The following is a 16,883-nucleotide window of genomic DNA, read 5'->3' on the forward strand; positions in this document are numbered from 1 at the left end:
TATGCCTCGCGGGAATCGACCGCAATCTCGTTAAGCAGCAATAGCCCTGAACAGAAATGACGTGCTATGGTAATAGCACATAAAAAGCGTTGAGGAACAGTGAGATGATCGTTTTAGTAACCGGAGCAACCGCAGGTTTTGGTGAGTGCATTACGCGTCGTTTTATTGAGAATGGGCATAAAGTTATTGCCACCGGACGCCGTCAGGAGCGCCTGCAGGAGCTGAAAGATGAGTTGGGCGACAACATCTATACCGCACAACTTGATGTCCGTAATCGCGCGGCTATTGAAGAGATGCTGGCGTCCCTCCCTGCACAATGGCGCAACATTGACATTCTGGTCAACAATGCGGGCCTGGCGTTGGGTCTCGAACCTGCCCATAAGGCCAACGTCGATGACTGGGAAACGATGATAGATACCAACAACAAAGGTCTGATTTATATGACCCGTGCCGTCCTGCCCGGCATGGTCGAACGCAATCGCGGTCATATTATCAATATCGGCTCTACCGCCGGTAGCTGGCCGTATGCTGGTGGTAACGTGTATGGCGCGACAAAGGCATTTGTTCGCCAGTTCAGTCTGAATTTACGTACGGACTTACATGGAACAGCGGTGCGCGTTACCGATATTGAGCCGGGCCTGGTTGGAGGGACGGAGTTCTCTAATGTGCGTTTCAAAGGTGATGATGATAAAGCCGGAAAAACCTACGAAAACACCACAGCACTGACACCGGAAGATGTTACCGAGGCAGTTTGGTGGGTTGCTTCGTTACCTGCCCATGTCAACATTAACACCCTTGAAATGATGCCAGTCACACAGTCTTTTGCAGGTCTTAGCGTCCATCGGCGTTAATTTTTATACCCGGCCTCGTGCCGGGTATAGATAGCATCAAATAAGTGATAAAGTAGACAGGTTAACTCTCTAAAAAGTAAGAATGAATGACCGTAGAAACGCAGCTCAACCCTACACAGCCAGTAAATCAGCAGATTTACCGTATTCTTCGTCGCGATATCGTGCATTGCCTGATTGCACCTGGCACACCGCTTTCAGAGAAAGAGGTTTCCGTACGCTTTAATGTGTCACGCCAACCCGTTCGCGAAGCATTCATTAAACTGGCGGAGAACGGTCTGATTCAGATCCGTCCGCAGCGCGGCAGTTACGTTAATAAAATCTCAATGACCCAAGTACGCAACGGCAGTTTTATCCGCCAGGCCATTGAGTGTGCTGTGGCGCGTCGGGCTGCATCGATGATCACTGAAAGCCAGTGCTACCAACTGGAGCAAAATCTTCATCAGCAACGCATTGCCATTGAGCGCAAGCAACTTGATGACTTTTTTGAGCTTGATGATAACTTCCATCAACTTCTTACCGAGATTGCCGACTGTCAGTTAGCGTGGGACACCATTGAAAACCTGAAAGCAACCGTTGACCGGGTGCGCTATATGAGTTTTGACCATGTTTCACCACCGGAAATGTTGTTGCGCCAGCATATGAATATTTTTTCTGCGCTACAAAAACACGATGGCGACGCAGTAGAACGCGCCATGACGTTGCATTTGCAAGAGATCAGCGAATCCGTGCAACAAATCCGCCAGGAAAATAGCGACTGGTTCAGCGAAGAATAACCCTTGTCTCACCTCGTACAGAGGTGAGCTTCCCCGTACTTTATCCCTGTCTGCATATCCACATAAAAAAAGCTGTGATTTTGATCGAAAACAAAAAAAATCCTTAACGATAAGCGTATTTATATTGCGCCCGTTACGTGGGAGTAAAAGCCCACGGGCTTTAACGGTAAGTTGGAAAGGAGAAAACACCATGAAAACATACGATCGTAACCGTAACGCAATTACCACTGGCAGCCGCGTCATGATTAGCGACACCGGAATCACTGGTCGAATCAAAACAATTGACACCGATGGTCTGACCGCTGAACAAATTCGTCGCGGTAAAACAGTGGAAATTGAAGGTTGTGAAGGCAAATATGCCCCCCTCGAACTGATTCGTCTGGGAATGAACTAATTGGTGTGAATGCCAGAAAATAACGCGCCATCTGGCTGTAGTAAAAGCCGGATGGCGACATATAAGTTTTACTGTGTTACTTCAATTTCGCGGCATACTTCGCAACCGTTGCCTTCGCTCCATTAGCCAGCAAAGCAAGATACGCTTCTGTGACTTTGGTTTTGAACCGTTCAACCTGAGGCAGTTCGCGGCCAAAAATCGCATCGATAGCCAGTAAAGCCTGCACACGATCTTCACCTTCATTACTGTTCTGCACCACATTCTGGATAATCGGTAATAGCGGATCGTTAACGTCAATCGCTTGTCCCTGTTCATCAACACCGCCGACATAGCGCATCCAGCCCGCTACGCTCAATGCCAGCAGATCGAAACGACTGTCGTGCACAAGATGCCAACGGACGGAATCGAGCATACGCTGAGGCAGTTTTTGACTGCCGTCCATCGCAATCTGCCAGGTACGGTGACGCAATGCCGGGTTACTGTAACGGGCGATCAGCCGATCGGCATATCCTTGTAAATCCACGCCCTGCACTTTCAGTGTCGGTGCCTGTTCCTGCAACATTAGCTCACGCGCTGCCCGGAGGTAATTTTCATCTTCCATACAGTCATTGATATGCTGATAACCAGCCAGATACCCCAGATATGCGAGGAATGAATGGCTGCCGTTCAACATACGCAGTTTCATCTCTTCATAAGGAAGCACATTGCTGACCAGTTCAGCACCCGCTTTTTCCCATTCCGGGCGTCCGGCGACAAAGCTATCTTCTATGACCCATTGACGGAACGGCTCACAGGCTACGCCAGCCGGATCGCGCACACCAGTAAGTTGTTCAATTTTATCAAGCGTGTCGGCCGTCACCGCCGGTACAATACGGTCAACCATGGTCGAAGGGAAAGTGACGTTTTCAACAATCCATTTCTCCAGCTCGACATCAATTGCATGAGCATAACAAGTGACAACGTCACGAATAACTTGACCGTTTTCGGGCATGTTATCGCAAGACATCACAGTAAACGCTGGTAAACCTGCGGCTTTACGGCGTGCCAGTGCCTCAATGATAACCCCCACTGCTGTTTTGGGCTGATGAGGATTGTTCAGATCGGCGACAATCATCGGGTGATCCAGCATTAACTGTCCGGTCGCTGGAGAGTGGAAATAGCCTTTTTCGGTGATGGTCAGGGAGACGATAGCGATTTGCGGTTCACACATGGCTGCCAGTACTGTTTCTAAACCATCCAATTCCACATGAAGTGCTTTTTTCACAACGCCAACTACACGAGCAGTCCATGCATTGGCAGACATTTCCGCGACGGTATAGAGATTATCTTGTTGCTTAAGATCGGCGATTTGCTGTTCGCCACCAATCAGGTTCACCTCATAATAACCCCAGTCGCTGCTGTGCTCAGCGGCCTGGATATCAGCGTAAACACCCTGATGCGCGCGGTGAAATGCGCCAAAGCCTAAATGCACTATCCGAGGTACCAACTTATTACGATCATAGACAGGGAGCGTGGCCTTTGCTGATAACAAATTATTTCCCATGACAATTCCTTTAATTTAAATATGGCAAGCTGACTGTTTTGTTTTATGAAAGATTATTTAACAGTAAAAAACCCTTCTCCAGTTAGAGAAGGGTTTCAGAATTTACACACTTCTTGAAGGTTGTACTGCACTTACCGTGCGCGGTTGCTCTTCCGCAGCATCTTCCAGCGCACTTAAATCTCGGTCTTTCACTTCTGGCATTTTAAGCGCAGAGATTAAACCGATAACAGAGTAAGACATAATCATCACCGCAATCGGATACCAGGATTGAGTCATGGTACAGAAAATACCGGCCAGGATAGGACCAAAACCAGAAGCGATAAGACCGCCAATTTCTTTGGAAATTGCCATCCTGGTAAAACGATCTTTGCAACCGAACATCTCTGCCATGGTAATGTTTTCCAGAGCAAATAATCCCAGTACCGCACAGTTATGAATTACAATCAGGGCAATCATAATAGTGCTCGGGGCATAGGTTTTATCCACGATGATAGACAACATTGGCCATGCCAGCACAATGGCTGAAGTATTCATAATGATATAGGGAACACGACGACCAATTTTATCGGATAACCAACCGAGGAAAGGAATCGTCATAAAACCGATAATGGAACTGATCATCAATGCATCGGTTGGAATTGCTTTATTGAACAGCAGAGTTTGGACTAAATAACCGGCAAGGAAGGTTTGAATCAGACCTGAGTTTCCTGCCTGTCCAAAACGCAGACCCGTTGCCAGCCAGAAAGATTTACTCTGGAACATGCTGCCGGAAGAAACCGCTACTGGTGCGGATTGCTTGCTGTCATTCACCTTCTCAAAGACAGGGCTTTCTTTCAGGTTCAGACGCAACCAGATAGCGAAGACCATTACCACCACACTCGCCAGGAATGGAATACGCCATCCCCACGCCAGCAGTTGTTCTTTGTCGAGAATAAAGAACATAAAGGCCCAGATTGCTGTTGCACTTAAGGTCCCACAGTTCGTTCCCATCGCCACGAACGAGGAGATAATGCCGCGTTTACCTTTCGGCGCATATTCCGCCAGCATCGTACCCGCACCAGAAATTTCCGCGCCAGCACCCAGCCCCTGAATAATACGCAGAGTGACCAGTAAGATTGGAGCAAAAACACCAATCTGTGCATAGGTTGGCAGCACACCAATTAAGGTGGTACAGATCCCCATCATGGTGATTGTAATAAAGAGTACTTTTTTACGCCCTATTCTGTCACCCATTTTCCCGAAGAAAAATGCGCCGACAATACGTGCGACATAGCCAGCACCGTAGGTTCCCATTGCCAGAATCAATGCCATCGCAGTTGATGATTCAGGAAAAAATATTTCATGAAACACCAATGCTGCACCAAGCGAATACAACTGAAAATCCATAAACTCAAGAGCAGTCCCTAGCCAGCCGGATATCGCGGCTTTCACTAAATCCTTTGTGCTTCTTTCATGTTTTTCTATTGTCATAATTGTTATCTCTGAAAAAGAGGTAAGATGCGTACTACTTACTCGCCGTTATTTATATTATTCAGAAAAAGTGAGTAAAACTTTGCAGCAGTGTTTCTGATCCTGTTCAAATAAACTAATAGCATCAGCAACATGCTGGTAATCAAACGTATGGGTAATTAATTTATCAGGATTAATTAACCCTGTACTTAACCAGTCAATAACCACTGGGAATTTATTCGCATTTAACCGGGAAGAGAATATAGAGAGCTCCTTACCGGTGATTCCTTGCTGAATGACTTCAGACGGCTCGCTGGAAAAGCCCATTAACACAATCCGTGCCGCCGGAGAAGCCAGCGTAACCGCTTCTTTCAAAATTGAAGGATGACAAGCCGCATCGATAATTAATGTAGGTTTGATGCCTTTTTCGGCAAAAATCTCGCTAAGTGGTGTTTGACTGTTATTAATCGCCCAGTTCGCTCCGCTCTCTTTAGCTTTTTCCAGTCGTTCATCAATGCGATCAGCAACAATCACGTTTTTGACGTTATAGACCCCTTTTAATACCTGAACGATGGTCAGGCCAATCGGACCTGCGCCATACACCAGTACGATGTCGTCTTCGGTTGGTTTACCATGTCCGGTGACGTTCGCAGCAATAGTAAAAGGTTCGATCATTACTGCAAATTTATCTGCAACTCCATCGGGGATCTTCCAGGCATTTTTCGCCGGAACAACGGCATATTCACTGAAACCGCCATCAGCATGGACGCCGAGTACTGCTAACGTTGTGCAAACATTCGGCTTACCAATAGAGCACGGATAGCAATGTCCACAGCTCACTACCGGGTCTACCGCAACACGCTCACCGACCCTGGCGCTGTCCACTCCTTCGCCAACTGCATCAATCACGCCAAAAAACTCGTGACCAATAACACGCGGATATTTCGCAAAAGGATTATGTCCACGATATATATGGCTATCCGATCCACAAATCCCGGCAAGTTTTACTTTTACCCGCACTTCACCCGCTGCCGGGTTAGGAATTTCACGTTCGATAATTGCCAGTTGATTCGGTTTTTCAATTAAAATGCTTTTCATTATTGTATGACTCCTTACCAGTTCCACAATGTGCCATCTTCCAGGCGTGCGACGGGCAGATAAGCCGGATCGTACGGATATTTCGCCGCGAGTTTTTCGTCGAACTCGATACCCAGACCCGGCTTGTCGCCTGGGTGCATGTAGCCGTTATCGAATGTCCAGTTATGCGGGAAGACTTCCAGCATCTGCTCGGAGTACCCCATATATTCCTGAACACCGAAGTTCGGAACCCACAAATCAAAATGCAGTGCGGCGGCCATACATACCGGAGACAGATCTGAAGGACCGTGAGAGCCGGTACGGACCTGGTATAAAGAGGCAAAATCAGCAATGCGACGCATACCAGTGATGCCACCGGCATGGGTAATGGTGGTACGAATGTAGTCGATCAGCTGTTCTTCAATCAGCTGTTTGCAATCCCAGATGCTGTTAAAGACTTCCCCTACCGCAATGGGTGTGACCGTATGCTGGCGTATCAGACGGAAGCACTCCTGGTTTTCAGCAGGTGTCGGATCTTCCATCCAGAACAGGCGGTATTGTTCAATGCTTTTGCCAAAACGAGCGGCCTCAATCGGCGTCAGACGATGGTGCATGTCGTGCAGAAGATGTTCGTTAAAACCAAATTTATTGCGTACGGCTTCAAACAGCTTAGGCGTGAAATCGAGGTATTTTTCCGTCGACCACAGTTGCTCTTCCGGCCACTGGCCTTTGGTAGCAGGTTCGTAGGCCAGACCTTTACCTTTAGACATCCCGTAGGTCGTTTTCATACCCGGTACGCCACACTGCACGCGAATCGCTTTGAAGCCCATCTCTTTATGACGGGCGTAATCTTCCAGCACGTCATCAACGGTATGGCCTGTTGTGTGGCAGTAAACCATCACGCCTTCGCGGGATGCGCCCCCGAGCAACTGATACAGCGGCATGTTCGCGGCCTTCGCTTTGATGTCCCACAGCGCCATATCGACAGCAGAAATTGCTGACATGGTTACCGGACCACGACGCCAGTAAGCGCCTTTGTAAAAAAATTGCCAGATGTCTTCAATGCGGTGCGCGTCACGCCCAATGAGCTGCGGACACACGTGATCTTTAAGGTAGGATGCAACGGATAACTCTCGTCCGTTCAGCGTGGCATCCCCCAGCCCGGTGATCCCGTCCTCCGTCGTGATTTTCAGTGTGACAAAATTACGTCCCGGACAGGTGACAAAAACTTCAGCCCCTACAATCTTCATTCTTTATTCCTTACATCTCTTCTTGTGATGCAGGAAATTTACTCAACTGAGCTACTACCATACAAGTATGATGATCAAAAAAACGCTAACCGGTCACAAAAAAGGCGCTATGCGCGCCCCCATCCCGCTACGATGATCAACATTCCGCATAGTGCGATCAGCGCACCAGACCAGTCATACAGACTGAGTTTTACGCCATCAACAATGCGAAGCCACAGAAGCGCAGTAACGACATAAACTCCACCATAAGCGGCATATACCCGCCCGCTCGCTGCCGGATGCAACGTCAGCAGCCAGACAAATGCGGCCAACGACACGCCAGCCGGGATCAGCAACCATGCTGTCGCACCGCGCTTTAGCCATAGCCAGGGCAAAAAACAGCCTATTATTTCGCACAACGCTGTTATGAAAAAAAGTAGTGTGGTCTTAAGCATTGAAGTTATTCAGTTACATTAGGTTTAAGCATGATACGACAGAATACTGATATCCGCCGACCGGGTATGCCCTACAGCCGGAATAGTGTAGAATTTAGCCCTGTTTTATCGTTTTTCTCGTTCTCATAAAAGGAATTCGCCATGAATAATACACTGAGCAAACGCCTGTGTCTGACGGCAATGCTGACGCTGGCGGCAGTTGTCTACACCTCTTCCTCATTTGCTGAAACCAGCAAACTGATCATTGAGTCCGGAGACAGTGCACAAAGCCGTCAACAAGCTGCAATGGAAAAGGAGCAATGGAACGATACGCGCAATTTGCGTCATAAGGTCAACACGCGTGTAGAGAAAGAGTGGGACAAAGCCGACGCGGCATTTGACAGCCGTGATAAGTGCGAACAGAGCGCTAATATCAATGCGTACTGGGAACCTAATACTCTGCGCTGCTTAGACCGCCGCACTGGCCGTACCGTTGCACCATAATAGTTGTACTCACCAAAGGAATTGTAAGGATACGATATGACAAGCGCCCTCAGTGTTAAGCTGCGCCCGCTGGAGCGTGAAGATTTGCGATTTGTTCATCAGCTTGATAACAACGCCAGCGTCATGCGTTACTGGTTCGAAGAACCATACGAAGCGTTCGTTGAGCTGTCAGATCTCTATGATAAGCACATCCACGACCAAAGCGAACGACGCTTTGTCGTCGAGTGTGACGGTGAAAAAGCAGGACTGGTGGAGCTGGTTGAAATAAACCATGTACACCGTCGGGCTGAATTTCAGATCATTATTTCCCCGGATTTCCAGGGCAAAGGCCTGGCCACGCGAGCAGCAAAACTGGCGATGGATTATGGCTTCACCGTACTTAATTTATACAAGCTGTATCTGATCGTTGATAAGGAAAACGAAAAGGCCATTCATATCTACCGCAAACTTGGATTTATGGTAGAAGGTGAATTGATCCATGAATTCTTTATCAATGGCCAATACCGTAACACCATCCGTATGTGTATCTTCCAGCATCAATATCTGGCGGAACACAAAGCACCAGGCTCCAACCTGTTACAACCTACTGCGCAGTAAGAGCGGTTAGTAGTAGTCAATGGTGTTTTTAATTGAGTAACGATGTTCAACTGCCGGCTTCACGCTCTCGTCTACAATCACAAGCTGGCAGTTGACCGGATTCGCATAATCATCATATTCACACGTCTGTTTGACGTTACCTACAGGGTGATCGTTCAGCAAACTCACAGCGGTATAATCCAGTTTTTTCAACGGATCGGCTGATGGACTGGCCTTCACCTGCAACGTGTTATCCTTGCTGATAGTTGTTTTTCCCAGCGGATACCCTTCAGCATCATACCGGTACTGTACCTTCATTTCTTTCCCGGTTGCGGAGACAACAAAGCCATTATCGTCTGTATCCCACACCACTCCCGCAGACGGCAATTCCGCCAACTGACATTTACCCTGTAGCCGGATCCTTTTTTCCATCGTTTCAGCATCACGGTAGTAGTTGGCGTCCAGCACTAACGCCATTCCGGTATTGTTTTCCACATCGTGCAGTTCCAGCGTGTCAAAACACCCTTCCTGTGAGAGCGCACCGTTAACACGTTTCGTAACTTCACCTTTATCATTAAGCAGCGTCTGACTGAAATCCTTCACCGGACCACGCAGCGGATCGAAATCGAATTCATTGGAGAAACTGGCCATCTCCGGCGTAAAGGAAACCAGTCCTTTGGCGTTGTCACAGCCTACCAGCACCACACACAGGAAACCTAACAGCGTCTGTTTCTTCACATTTTTCACCGGGATAAAGAGATAATTCTCAATCATATTAGCAAATACAGTTATTTACACCAGAAATGCTAATCTTAGTTAATGTCTGTCATGAAAGGAGTTGATGATGAAATTCACCACAGGAATTGCCGCGAGCTTGCTGATAATCGCTTCTCCGCAGGTTCTGGCTGCGCCAGCCTCATGCGAGAGAGTTAAAAGTGATATCGAGCAACGCATCATTAATAATGGTGTTGCGGAATCGAGCTTTACGCTGAATATCGTGCCCAACGACCAGGCCGATCAACCGGATTCCCAGGTTGTCGGGCACTGTGCGAACGATACACATAAGATCCTCTATATCCGTACCAACAGCGGAAATACCTCCACTAATAATAGCGCTGCCCAGGATGGGCACGCAGCCGAACCGCAATAAATCCCCCCCTCCGTTCGCGGAGGGTTACCCCTGGTTTGATATGCATTAATACGGCGTACCCATAAGTAGGTAAAATAACCCTATCATTAGCATGCTATTTATTTCGTTGTAAAATCAAATATATAGCGATAACTAAAATGGGGTGAATGATGTCTGAAGTAAAGCAATATGGAGGTATTAGTCGTAGAGAGTTAGTTAAATCCTCAGCGATAGGATCGCTAGCGCTTGCAGCTGGGGGTATCTCGCTCCCCTTTGGAATGCGTACCGCAGCCGCTGCGGTGCAACAGGCGATACAACCAGCTAAAGAAAAAGTGGTTTGGGGGGCTTGTTCCGTGAACTGCGGCAGCCGGTGTGCTCTGCAACTCCACGTTAAAGATGACGAGGTGGTGTGGGTTGAATCTGATAACACAGGGGATGATATCTATGGTCATCACCAGGTTCGTGCCTGCCTGAGAGGCCGTTCGATTCGTCGGAGAATTAACCATCCGGACCGGCTTAATTACCCCATGAAACGCGTTGGCAAACGTGGCGAGGGTAAATTTGAGCGCATTAGCTGGCAGGAAGCACTAGATACCATCAGCACCAGCTTGAAAAATACAGTACAGAAGTACGGTAACGAGGCGGTGTATATCAACTACACCTCAGGCATTGTGGGCGGCAATATTACACGTTCCTCCCCTTACGCCTCGCTGGTTGCTCGTATGATGAACTGCTATGGCGGTTTCCTTAGTCATTATGGTACTTACAGTACCGCGCAAATCGCTGCCGCAATGCCCTACACCTACGGCTCAAACTTAGGTAACAGCACCTCTGATATCGAAAACACAAAACTGGTGGTGATGTTCGGCAATAACCCCGCTGAAACGCGCATGAGCGGAGGCGGTATCACGTACTTCCTGGAACAAGCCCGGGAACGTTCAAATGCCCGAATGATTGTCATCGATCCGCGTTATACCGACACCGCAGCCGGTCGTGAAGACGAGTGGATCCCTATCCGCCCAGGCACAGACGCTGCACTGGTAGCGGGGATCGCATGGGTGCTCATTAATGAGGCGCTTGTCGATCAGGAATTTCTCGACAAATACTGCGTCGGTTATGACGAGAAAACGCTTCCGGCAGACGCGCCAGCCAACGGACATTACAAGGCCTATATCCTGGGCGACGGCCATGACGGTATCGCTAAAACACCACAGTGGGCATCTCATATCACCGGGATCCCAGCCGACCGTATTATTAAACTGGCGAGAGAAATCGGCAGTACAAAACCGGCTTACATTTGTCAGGGCTGGGGGCCACAGCGCCAGGCTAACGGGGAACTTGCCTCACGCGCTATTGCGATGCTACCTATTCTTACCGGCAATGTCGGCATTAACGGCGGCAACAGTGGTGCACGTGAGTCAACCTACACCATTACGATTGAACGCATGCCGATACCGGAAAACCCGGTCAAAACGCAGATTTCCGTCTTTACCTGGACAGACGCTATCACCCGTGGCCCGGAAATGACCGCCCTCCGGGATGGTGTGCGTGGTAAAGATAAACTCGACGTACCGATTAAATTTATCTGGAACTACGCAGGTAACACCATCACTAACCAGCATTCAGATATCAATAAAACGCACGAGATCCTCCAGGATGACACGAAATGCGAAATGATCGTGGTCATTGAGAATTTTATGACGTCCTCGGCCAAATATGCCGATATCCTGCTACCTGATTTGATGACCGTCGAACAGGAAGACATCATTCCTAACGATTACGCTGGCAACATGGGATATCTCATTTTCATTCAACCGGCAACATCTCCAAAGTTTGAACGTAAGCCGATCTACTGGATTATGAGCGAAGTCGCGAAACGTCTTGGCGACGACGTATATCAAAAGTTTACTGAAGGACGCACTCAGGAGCAGTGGTTACAGTATTTGTACGCAAAAATGCTGGCAAAAGACCCTGCACTCCCTTCGTATGATGAACTGAAGAAAATGGGGATCTATAAACGAAAAGATCCTAACGGACACTTTGTCGCCTACAAAAAATTCCGTGAAGATCCTGAGGGAAATCCGCTTAAAACACCTTCGGGCAAGATTGAAATCTATTCCAGCCGGCTGGCAAAAATTGCCAGTACCTGGGAACTGCAAAAAGATGAAGTCATTAGCCCACTTCCTGTCTATGCGTCAACATTTGAAGGCTGGGACGATCCCAAACGCAACACATTCCCGCTCCAACTGTTTGGTTTTCATTACAAATCTCGTACGCACTCAAGCTACGGCAATATTGACGTCTTGCAGGCATCATGTCGCCAGGAAGTCTGGATAAACCCTGTGGATGCGCAGAAACGTGGGATTGCCAATGGCGATATGGTGCGGGTATTTAACGACCGTGGCGAGGTACGAATTCCCGCAAAAGTGACGCCACGCATTCTCCCAGGAGTCAGCGCAATGGGCCAGGGTGCCTGGCACGACGCCGATATGTCTGGCGACAAAATTGACCATGGCGCATGTGTGAACACACTAACGACCCAACGTCCGTCACCGTTAGCCAAAGGCAACCCACAGCATACAAACCTGGTCGAGATTGAGAAGGTTTAAGGATTAGCTTATGAATGCGCAATACGGATTTTTTATTGATTCCGCCCGTTGCACGGGTTGTAAGACCTGCGAACTGGCCTGTAAAGACTATAAAGATTTAACTCCGGATGTTAGTTTCCGCCGTATTTACGAATACGCAGGTGGCGACTGGCAGGAAGATAACGGTGTCTGGCACCAGAATGTCTTTGCTTATTACCTCTCCATCGCGTGTAACCACTGCGAAGATCCGGCCTGTACAAAGGTCTGCCCGAGCGGCGCAATGCACAAGCGCGAAGATGGCTTTGTTGTCGTGGATGAGGACGTATGTATTGGCTGTCGCTATTGTCATATGGCCTGCCCTTACGGCGCGCCGCAGTACAATGCCGCCAAAGGGCATATGACCAAATGCGACGGCTGCCACGATCGTGTTGCCGAAGGGAAAAAACCAATCTGCGTTGAATCCTGCCCGCTACGTGCGCTGGATTTCGGCCCGATTGATGAACTGCGTAAAAAGCACGGAGAACTGGCTGCCGTTGCGCCACTGCCCGGTGCACACTTCACTAAACCGAATATCGTGATCAAACCTAACACCAATAGCCGTCCAACCGGGGATACCTCCGGTTATCTGGCAAACCCGAGGGAGGTGTAAAATGGGAAATGGATGGCATGAATGGCCGCTGGTACTGTTTACAGTTCTCGGTCAATGCGTGGCTGGCGCGCTTATTGTTAGCGGACTGTGTTGGTTTACTGCCAAAGACGATGCCGCAAGAAAACATATCGTTCGCAGCATGTTCTTTCTGTGGGTAGTAATGGGAGTCGGGTTTCTTGCCTCGGTAATGCACCTGGGTTCACCACTTCGTGCGCTTAACTCACTAAACAGAGTTGGCGCATCAGCGCTGAGTAATGAAATCGCCAGTGGATCGCTTTTTTTTGCGGTTGGTGGATTCTGGTGGCTGGTGGCTTTTCTCGATAAAATGCCGGCCACATTAGGTAAAATCTGGCTACTGGTGAGCATGATCCTCGGCGTAGTGTTTGTCTGGGCAATGACGAACGTTTATCAGATAGATACGGTGCCAACCTGGTATAATGGATATACCACCACGGCATTTTTCATGACCGTGCTGCTGACTGGCCCACTATTCGCCGCGCTCCTGTTGCGTGTCGTTGGCGTCTCATTTAACGCCGCCACATTCGCTACTATTAGTGTGCTGGGTTTGCTAATTTGCGTGGCCGTCATTGTTCTACAGGGCATGTCACTTGGCGCTATCCACAGTTCAGTACAACAGGCAAATTCACTGGTTCCTGACTATGGAATTCTGCAGGTTTGGCGCATCATGCTGCTGACCGCGGGTCTGGGTTGCTGGATTTGCCCTCTGATCCGTCGCAAAGACCCGCACATTGCAGGGCTGGCGTTGGGTTTAATTTTAGTGCTTGCCGGTGAACTCATCGGACGTGGCTTGTTTTATGGTTTGCATATGACAGTCGGTATGGCTGTTGCAGGTTAACTTTCGAGTGCGGGGAGACCCGCACTTTTCAGGATTGTTTGCATGACCCATTTTTCACAACGTGACAACTTTTCTACCGCGGCGCGCGTGCTGGGAGCGCTGTTTTACTTTGCGCCAGACAGCGATGAAGCGGCTCCGTTAGTCTCATCATTAACCGCCGATGGCTGGCAGGCCCAGTGGCCGCTGTCAGAGAATATCCTCTCCCCGCTGGTTGTACAGTTTCAGACCGAAGTCGATGAAACGCTCCCAGAGGCCTGGCAGCGTTTGTTTATCGGTCCTTATACGCTTCCCTCTCCGCCCTGGGGCTCAGTCTGGCTGGATCGTGAGAACGTTCTATTTGGCGACTCAACGCTGGCATTACGTCAGTGGATGCGTGACAACGGCATCCAGTTTGAAATGCAGCAGAATGAACCGGAAGATCACTTTGGCTCCCTGTTGTTACTGACTGCCTGGCTTGCCGAAAACGAACGTCACACCGAGTGCGAACAATTGCTGGCCTGGCATCTGTTACCGTGGTCCGCACGTTTCCTTGAGGTCTTTACCGAAAAAGCGGATCATCCGTTTTATCAGGCTCTGGGAGAACTGGCTCGCCTGACGCTGGCAGAATGGCAGTCGCAGTTATTGATCCCCGTAGCCATTAAGCCGCTATTTCGTTAATTTCTTCCGTGGCAGGGTTTTGCCCTGCCGTTTTGTCCGGCGTTTCGCACGCGGTGCTTTTGCTTCCGGCAACAATTCCCCGCAAAATAGATCGTCTGAATTTTCCTGTCTGGCAAACCATGCATCATTTACATGCTTATCCTGACCTGCGCACCATGTTTCGCCGCCTGCTGTTTGCCGCACTGACTGGCATTCTGGCCGCGTTAGCCGTCGCAGGGTTTCGCCACGCCATGCTACTCCTTGAATGGCTTTTCCTGAGCAACGATACGGGCAGTTTAGTTAATGCGGCCACGAACCTGTCACCACTGCGTCGGATGCTCACACCTGCGTTAGGTGGACTTGCTGCAGGGTTACTGCTCTGGGGCTGGCAAAAATTCAACCAGTTGCGTCCGCAAGCGCCCACAGATTATATGGAAGCTTTGCAAACTGACGGGCAGCTCGATGTTGGTGCAAGCCTGGTGAAATCGCTGGCGTCATTACTGGTTGTCGCCAGCGGGAGTGCCATTGGTCGGGAAGGTGCAATGATATTGCTGGCAGCGTTGGCAGCCTCATGTTTTGCCCAACGCTTTACACCGCGCACAGAATGGAAACTGTGGATTGCCTGCGGTGCTGCCGCTGGTATGGCCGCAGCCTATCATGCGCCACTGGCGGGCAGTTTGTTTATTGCCGAAGTTCTGTTTGGCACATTGATTCTGGCATCGTTGGGACCGGTGGTCGTATCTGCCGTCGTTGCACTGTTGACCACGGATGTGCTCAGCGACAGCAACGCCCTGCTATATACCGTGCACTTATCGCGGGAGCTGCATGCGCTTGAGTATGTGATGATTGTCTGCACCGGTCTGGTTGCTGGGGTTTGCGGACCACTCTTCATATGGCTTATGACCATCAGCCACAACGTATTTTTACGTCTGAAGCTTTCACCTCCGTGGCAACTGGCATTGGGAGGACTTATTGTTGGCCTGCTCTCGTTACTGACACCGACTGTCTGGGGAAATGGTTACAGCGTAGTGCAGTCGTTTTTACTCTCCCCACCGCTGTTGTCGATTGTCAGTGGGATTTTTATCTGCAAATTACTCGCTGTGCTCGCCAGCAGTGGGTCAGGCGCGCCTGGGGGCGTGTTTACGCCAACTCTGTTTGTCGGACTGTCAATTGGTATGCTGTTTGGTCGCGTGTGGGGACTCTGGCTTCCCGGTACGAATGAGATTGCAGTTCTGCTTGGATTAGCGGGGATGGCCACACTCTTAGCTGCAACAACGCATGCGCCGATCATGTCAACATTGATGGTTTGCGAGATGACCGGGGAGTATCGTCTGCTCCCCGGCTTGTTGATTGCTTGTGTCGTTGCTTCAGTGCTGTCCCGAACGTTACACCAGGACTCTGTCTACCGACAACACATTACCCAGCATTGACAGGCGGATGTACTGGGCCAACTCGCGCTGCTCAGCGCGAGGCAGGTAAGGCAATTCGCCAATCAGCGGTGCCGGTAACTTTTTGCTGAGCACATCAATGATTTCCGCATAATGCGCCAGCCCCGGATTGATTCGATTCGCTACCCAGCCAATTAGCGGCAGTCCATCGCTGGCGATAGCCTGCGCCGTCAGAATGGCATGATTAATACAGCCTTCCTGAATACCCACTACCATCAACACGGGCAGTTGTTCCTGCACCACCCACTCCGATAAAGGACGCAGATCGTTCATCAGACTGCGCCAGCCACCAGTACCTTCGACGACAACGTGATCAACCTTCTCGCTCAGACTCGCAAGCCCGTTTGACAACAAGGTGTAATTGACAGGGCCGCTATGTGCCACGCTACTTTCGTCTTCGCTCAGAGCAATAGGGTTGATTGCCTCGTAAGGCAATTCAATTGAAGAAACACTTTGCAGCACCAGCGCATCTTTATTGCGCATACCTTCAGGTGTTTCTTTGCTTCCTTTGGCCACGGGTTTATAACCCGCAACACTTTTACCACCTGACGCTAACGCTTGTAGTAATGCGCGGGAAACCACTGTCTTCCCAACAGAAGTGTCTGTACCTGTAATAAAGAAACGCTTCAGCATCACTAACTCCACCGTTATGCTTCGAAATATAAGCCAGGAAAATAAAACAGTGGAGAAAGTCTAAGGTATGAGAGCCAGGACCAGCTTGAGATAGCGCAATTTTTCGTACGACAG

General features: G+C 49.4%; 18 protein-coding genes. 11 read left to right on the top strand and 7 right to left on the bottom strand.

What is annotated here, in order from left to right:
* Positions 1-104 precede the first annotated feature (104 nt).
* The 3 genes from ydfG (at position 105) to ydfZ (ending at position 2,018) form a co-directional block, all read left to right on the top strand.
* Positions 105-851 (top strand): bifunctional NADP-dependent 3-hydroxy acid dehydrogenase/3-hydroxypropionate dehydrogenase YdfG, encoded by a 747-nt coding sequence (gene ydfG, locus SK36_RS10475; RefSeq protein WP_045442692.1) that lies wholly within the window; start codon positions 105-107, stop codon positions 849-851.
* Positions 852-937: 86 nt separating this feature from the next.
* Entirely contained in the window at positions 938-1,624 is a 687-nt protein-coding gene (gene rspR, locus SK36_RS10480) for a DNA-binding transcriptional regulator rspR (protein WP_045442691.1), read from the top strand.
* 190 nt (positions 1,625-1,814) lie between these two features.
* Positions 1,815-2,018 (top strand): putative selenium delivery protein YdfZ, encoded by a 204-nt coding sequence (ydfZ, locus tag SK36_RS10485; RefSeq protein ID WP_045442690.1) that lies wholly within the window; start codon positions 1,815-1,817, stop codon positions 2,016-2,018.
* A 76-nt stretch (positions 2,019-2,094) separates the two neighbouring features.
* On the opposite strand, the gene SK36_RS10490 is transcribed toward ydfZ, so the two are convergent.
* The 5 genes from SK36_RS10490 to SK36_RS10510 form a co-directional block, all read right to left on the bottom strand.
* The gene (locus SK36_RS10490) at positions 2,095-3,561 is read right to left on the bottom strand and encodes a mannitol dehydrogenase family protein (RefSeq protein WP_048221487.1); all 1,467 of its coding nucleotides are present in this window, start codon (positions 3,559-3,561) and stop codon (positions 2,095-2,097) included.
* Positions 3,562-3,663: 102 nt separating this feature from the next.
* Positions 3,664-5,031, bottom strand: a complete 1,368-nt coding sequence (locus tag SK36_RS10495; protein WP_071828925.1) for an MHS family MFS transporter — start codon at positions 5,029-5,031, stop codon at positions 3,664-3,666.
* A gap of 57 nt (positions 5,032-5,088) precedes the next feature.
* Entirely contained in the window at positions 5,089-6,108 is a 1,020-nt protein-coding gene (locus tag SK36_RS10500; RefSeq protein ID WP_048221488.1) for a Zn-dependent oxidoreductase, read from the bottom strand.
* A 14-nt stretch (positions 6,109-6,122) separates the two neighbouring features.
* Complete coding sequence (gene rspA / locus SK36_RS10505) at positions 6,123-7,337, bottom strand: starvation-sensing protein RspA (RefSeq protein ID WP_048221489.1); 1,215 nt, start codon at positions 7,335-7,337, stop codon at positions 6,123-6,125.
* Between the two features lie 107 nt (positions 7,338-7,444).
* Complete coding sequence (locus SK36_RS10510) at positions 7,445-7,771, bottom strand: YnfA family protein (protein ID WP_048221490.1); 327 nt, start codon at positions 7,769-7,771, stop codon at positions 7,445-7,447.
* Positions 7,772-7,912: 141 nt separating this feature from the next.
* Between SK36_RS10510 and SK36_RS10515 the strand changes: the two genes are divergently transcribed.
* Positions 7,913-8,254, top strand: coding sequence for a DUF1283 family protein (locus SK36_RS10515; protein WP_045442681.1), 342 nt, complete (start codon positions 7,913-7,915; stop codon positions 8,252-8,254).
* Positions 8,255-8,290: 36 nt separating this feature from the next.
* The gene (speG, locus tag SK36_RS10520) at positions 8,291-8,851 is read left to right on the top strand and encodes a spermidine N1-acetyltransferase (protein WP_045442679.1); all 561 of its coding nucleotides are present in this window, start codon (positions 8,291-8,293) and stop codon (positions 8,849-8,851) included.
* Positions 8,852-8,857: 6 nt separating this feature from the next.
* Here the strand turns inward: speG and SK36_RS10525 are convergent, their stop codons facing one another.
* A complete protein-coding gene (locus SK36_RS10525) occupies positions 8,858-9,568 on the bottom strand; it encodes a YnfC family lipoprotein (protein WP_081918235.1) in 711 nt (236 codons plus the stop codon).
* Positions 9,569-9,674: 106 nt separating this feature from the next.
* Between SK36_RS10525 and SK36_RS10530 the strand changes: the two genes are divergently transcribed.
* The 6 genes from SK36_RS10530 to clcB all read left to right on the top strand — a co-directional run bounded on the left by SK36_RS10530 (position 9,675) and on the right by clcB (position 16,118).
* On the top strand, positions 9,675-9,980 hold the full coding sequence (locus SK36_RS10530; RefSeq protein WP_045442674.1) for a DUF1161 domain-containing protein: 306 nt from the start codon (positions 9,675-9,677) through the stop codon (positions 9,978-9,980).
* Positions 9,981-10,129: 149 nt separating this feature from the next.
* Entirely contained in the window at positions 10,130-12,568 is a 2,439-nt protein-coding gene (gene ynfE, locus SK36_RS10535) for a selenate/tellurate reductase subunit YnfE (RefSeq protein WP_048221491.1), read from the top strand.
* Between the two features lie 10 nt (positions 12,569-12,578).
* Positions 12,579-13,196, top strand: a complete 618-nt coding sequence (locus SK36_RS10540) for a DMSO/selenate family reductase complex B subunit (RefSeq protein WP_045442670.1) — start codon at positions 12,579-12,581, stop codon at positions 13,194-13,196.
* Position 13,197: 1 nt separating this feature from the next.
* Positions 13,198-14,052, top strand: coding sequence for a dimethyl sulfoxide reductase anchor subunit family protein (locus SK36_RS10545; RefSeq protein WP_048221492.1), 855 nt, complete (start codon positions 13,198-13,200; stop codon positions 14,050-14,052).
* Between the two features lie 42 nt (positions 14,053-14,094).
* Positions 14,095-14,709 (top strand): Tat proofreading chaperone DmsD, encoded by a 615-nt coding sequence (gene dmsD / locus SK36_RS10550; RefSeq protein WP_045442664.1) that lies wholly within the window; start codon positions 14,095-14,097, stop codon positions 14,707-14,709.
* A gap of 119 nt (positions 14,710-14,828) precedes the next feature.
* Positions 14,829-16,118 carry a voltage-gated ClC-type chloride channel ClcB gene (gene clcB, locus SK36_RS10555; RefSeq protein ID WP_048221493.1) on the top strand — a complete coding sequence of 430 codons (1,290 nt, stop codon included), beginning with the start codon at positions 14,829-14,831 and terminating at the stop codon, positions 16,116-16,118.
* Here the strand turns inward: clcB and bioD are convergent.
* Positions 16,074-16,769, bottom strand: coding sequence for a dethiobiotin synthase (gene bioD / locus SK36_RS10560; RefSeq protein ID WP_045442660.1), 696 nt, complete (start codon positions 16,767-16,769; stop codon positions 16,074-16,076). The genes clcB and bioD overlap by 45 nt on opposite strands.
* Positions 16,770-16,883 lie beyond the last annotated feature (114 nt).

This window comes from Citrobacter sp. MGH106 (assembly GCF_001037495.1).
In the GTDB taxonomy this organism is placed as follows: domain Bacteria; phylum Pseudomonadota; class Gammaproteobacteria; order Enterobacterales; family Enterobacteriaceae; genus Citrobacter; species Citrobacter murliniae.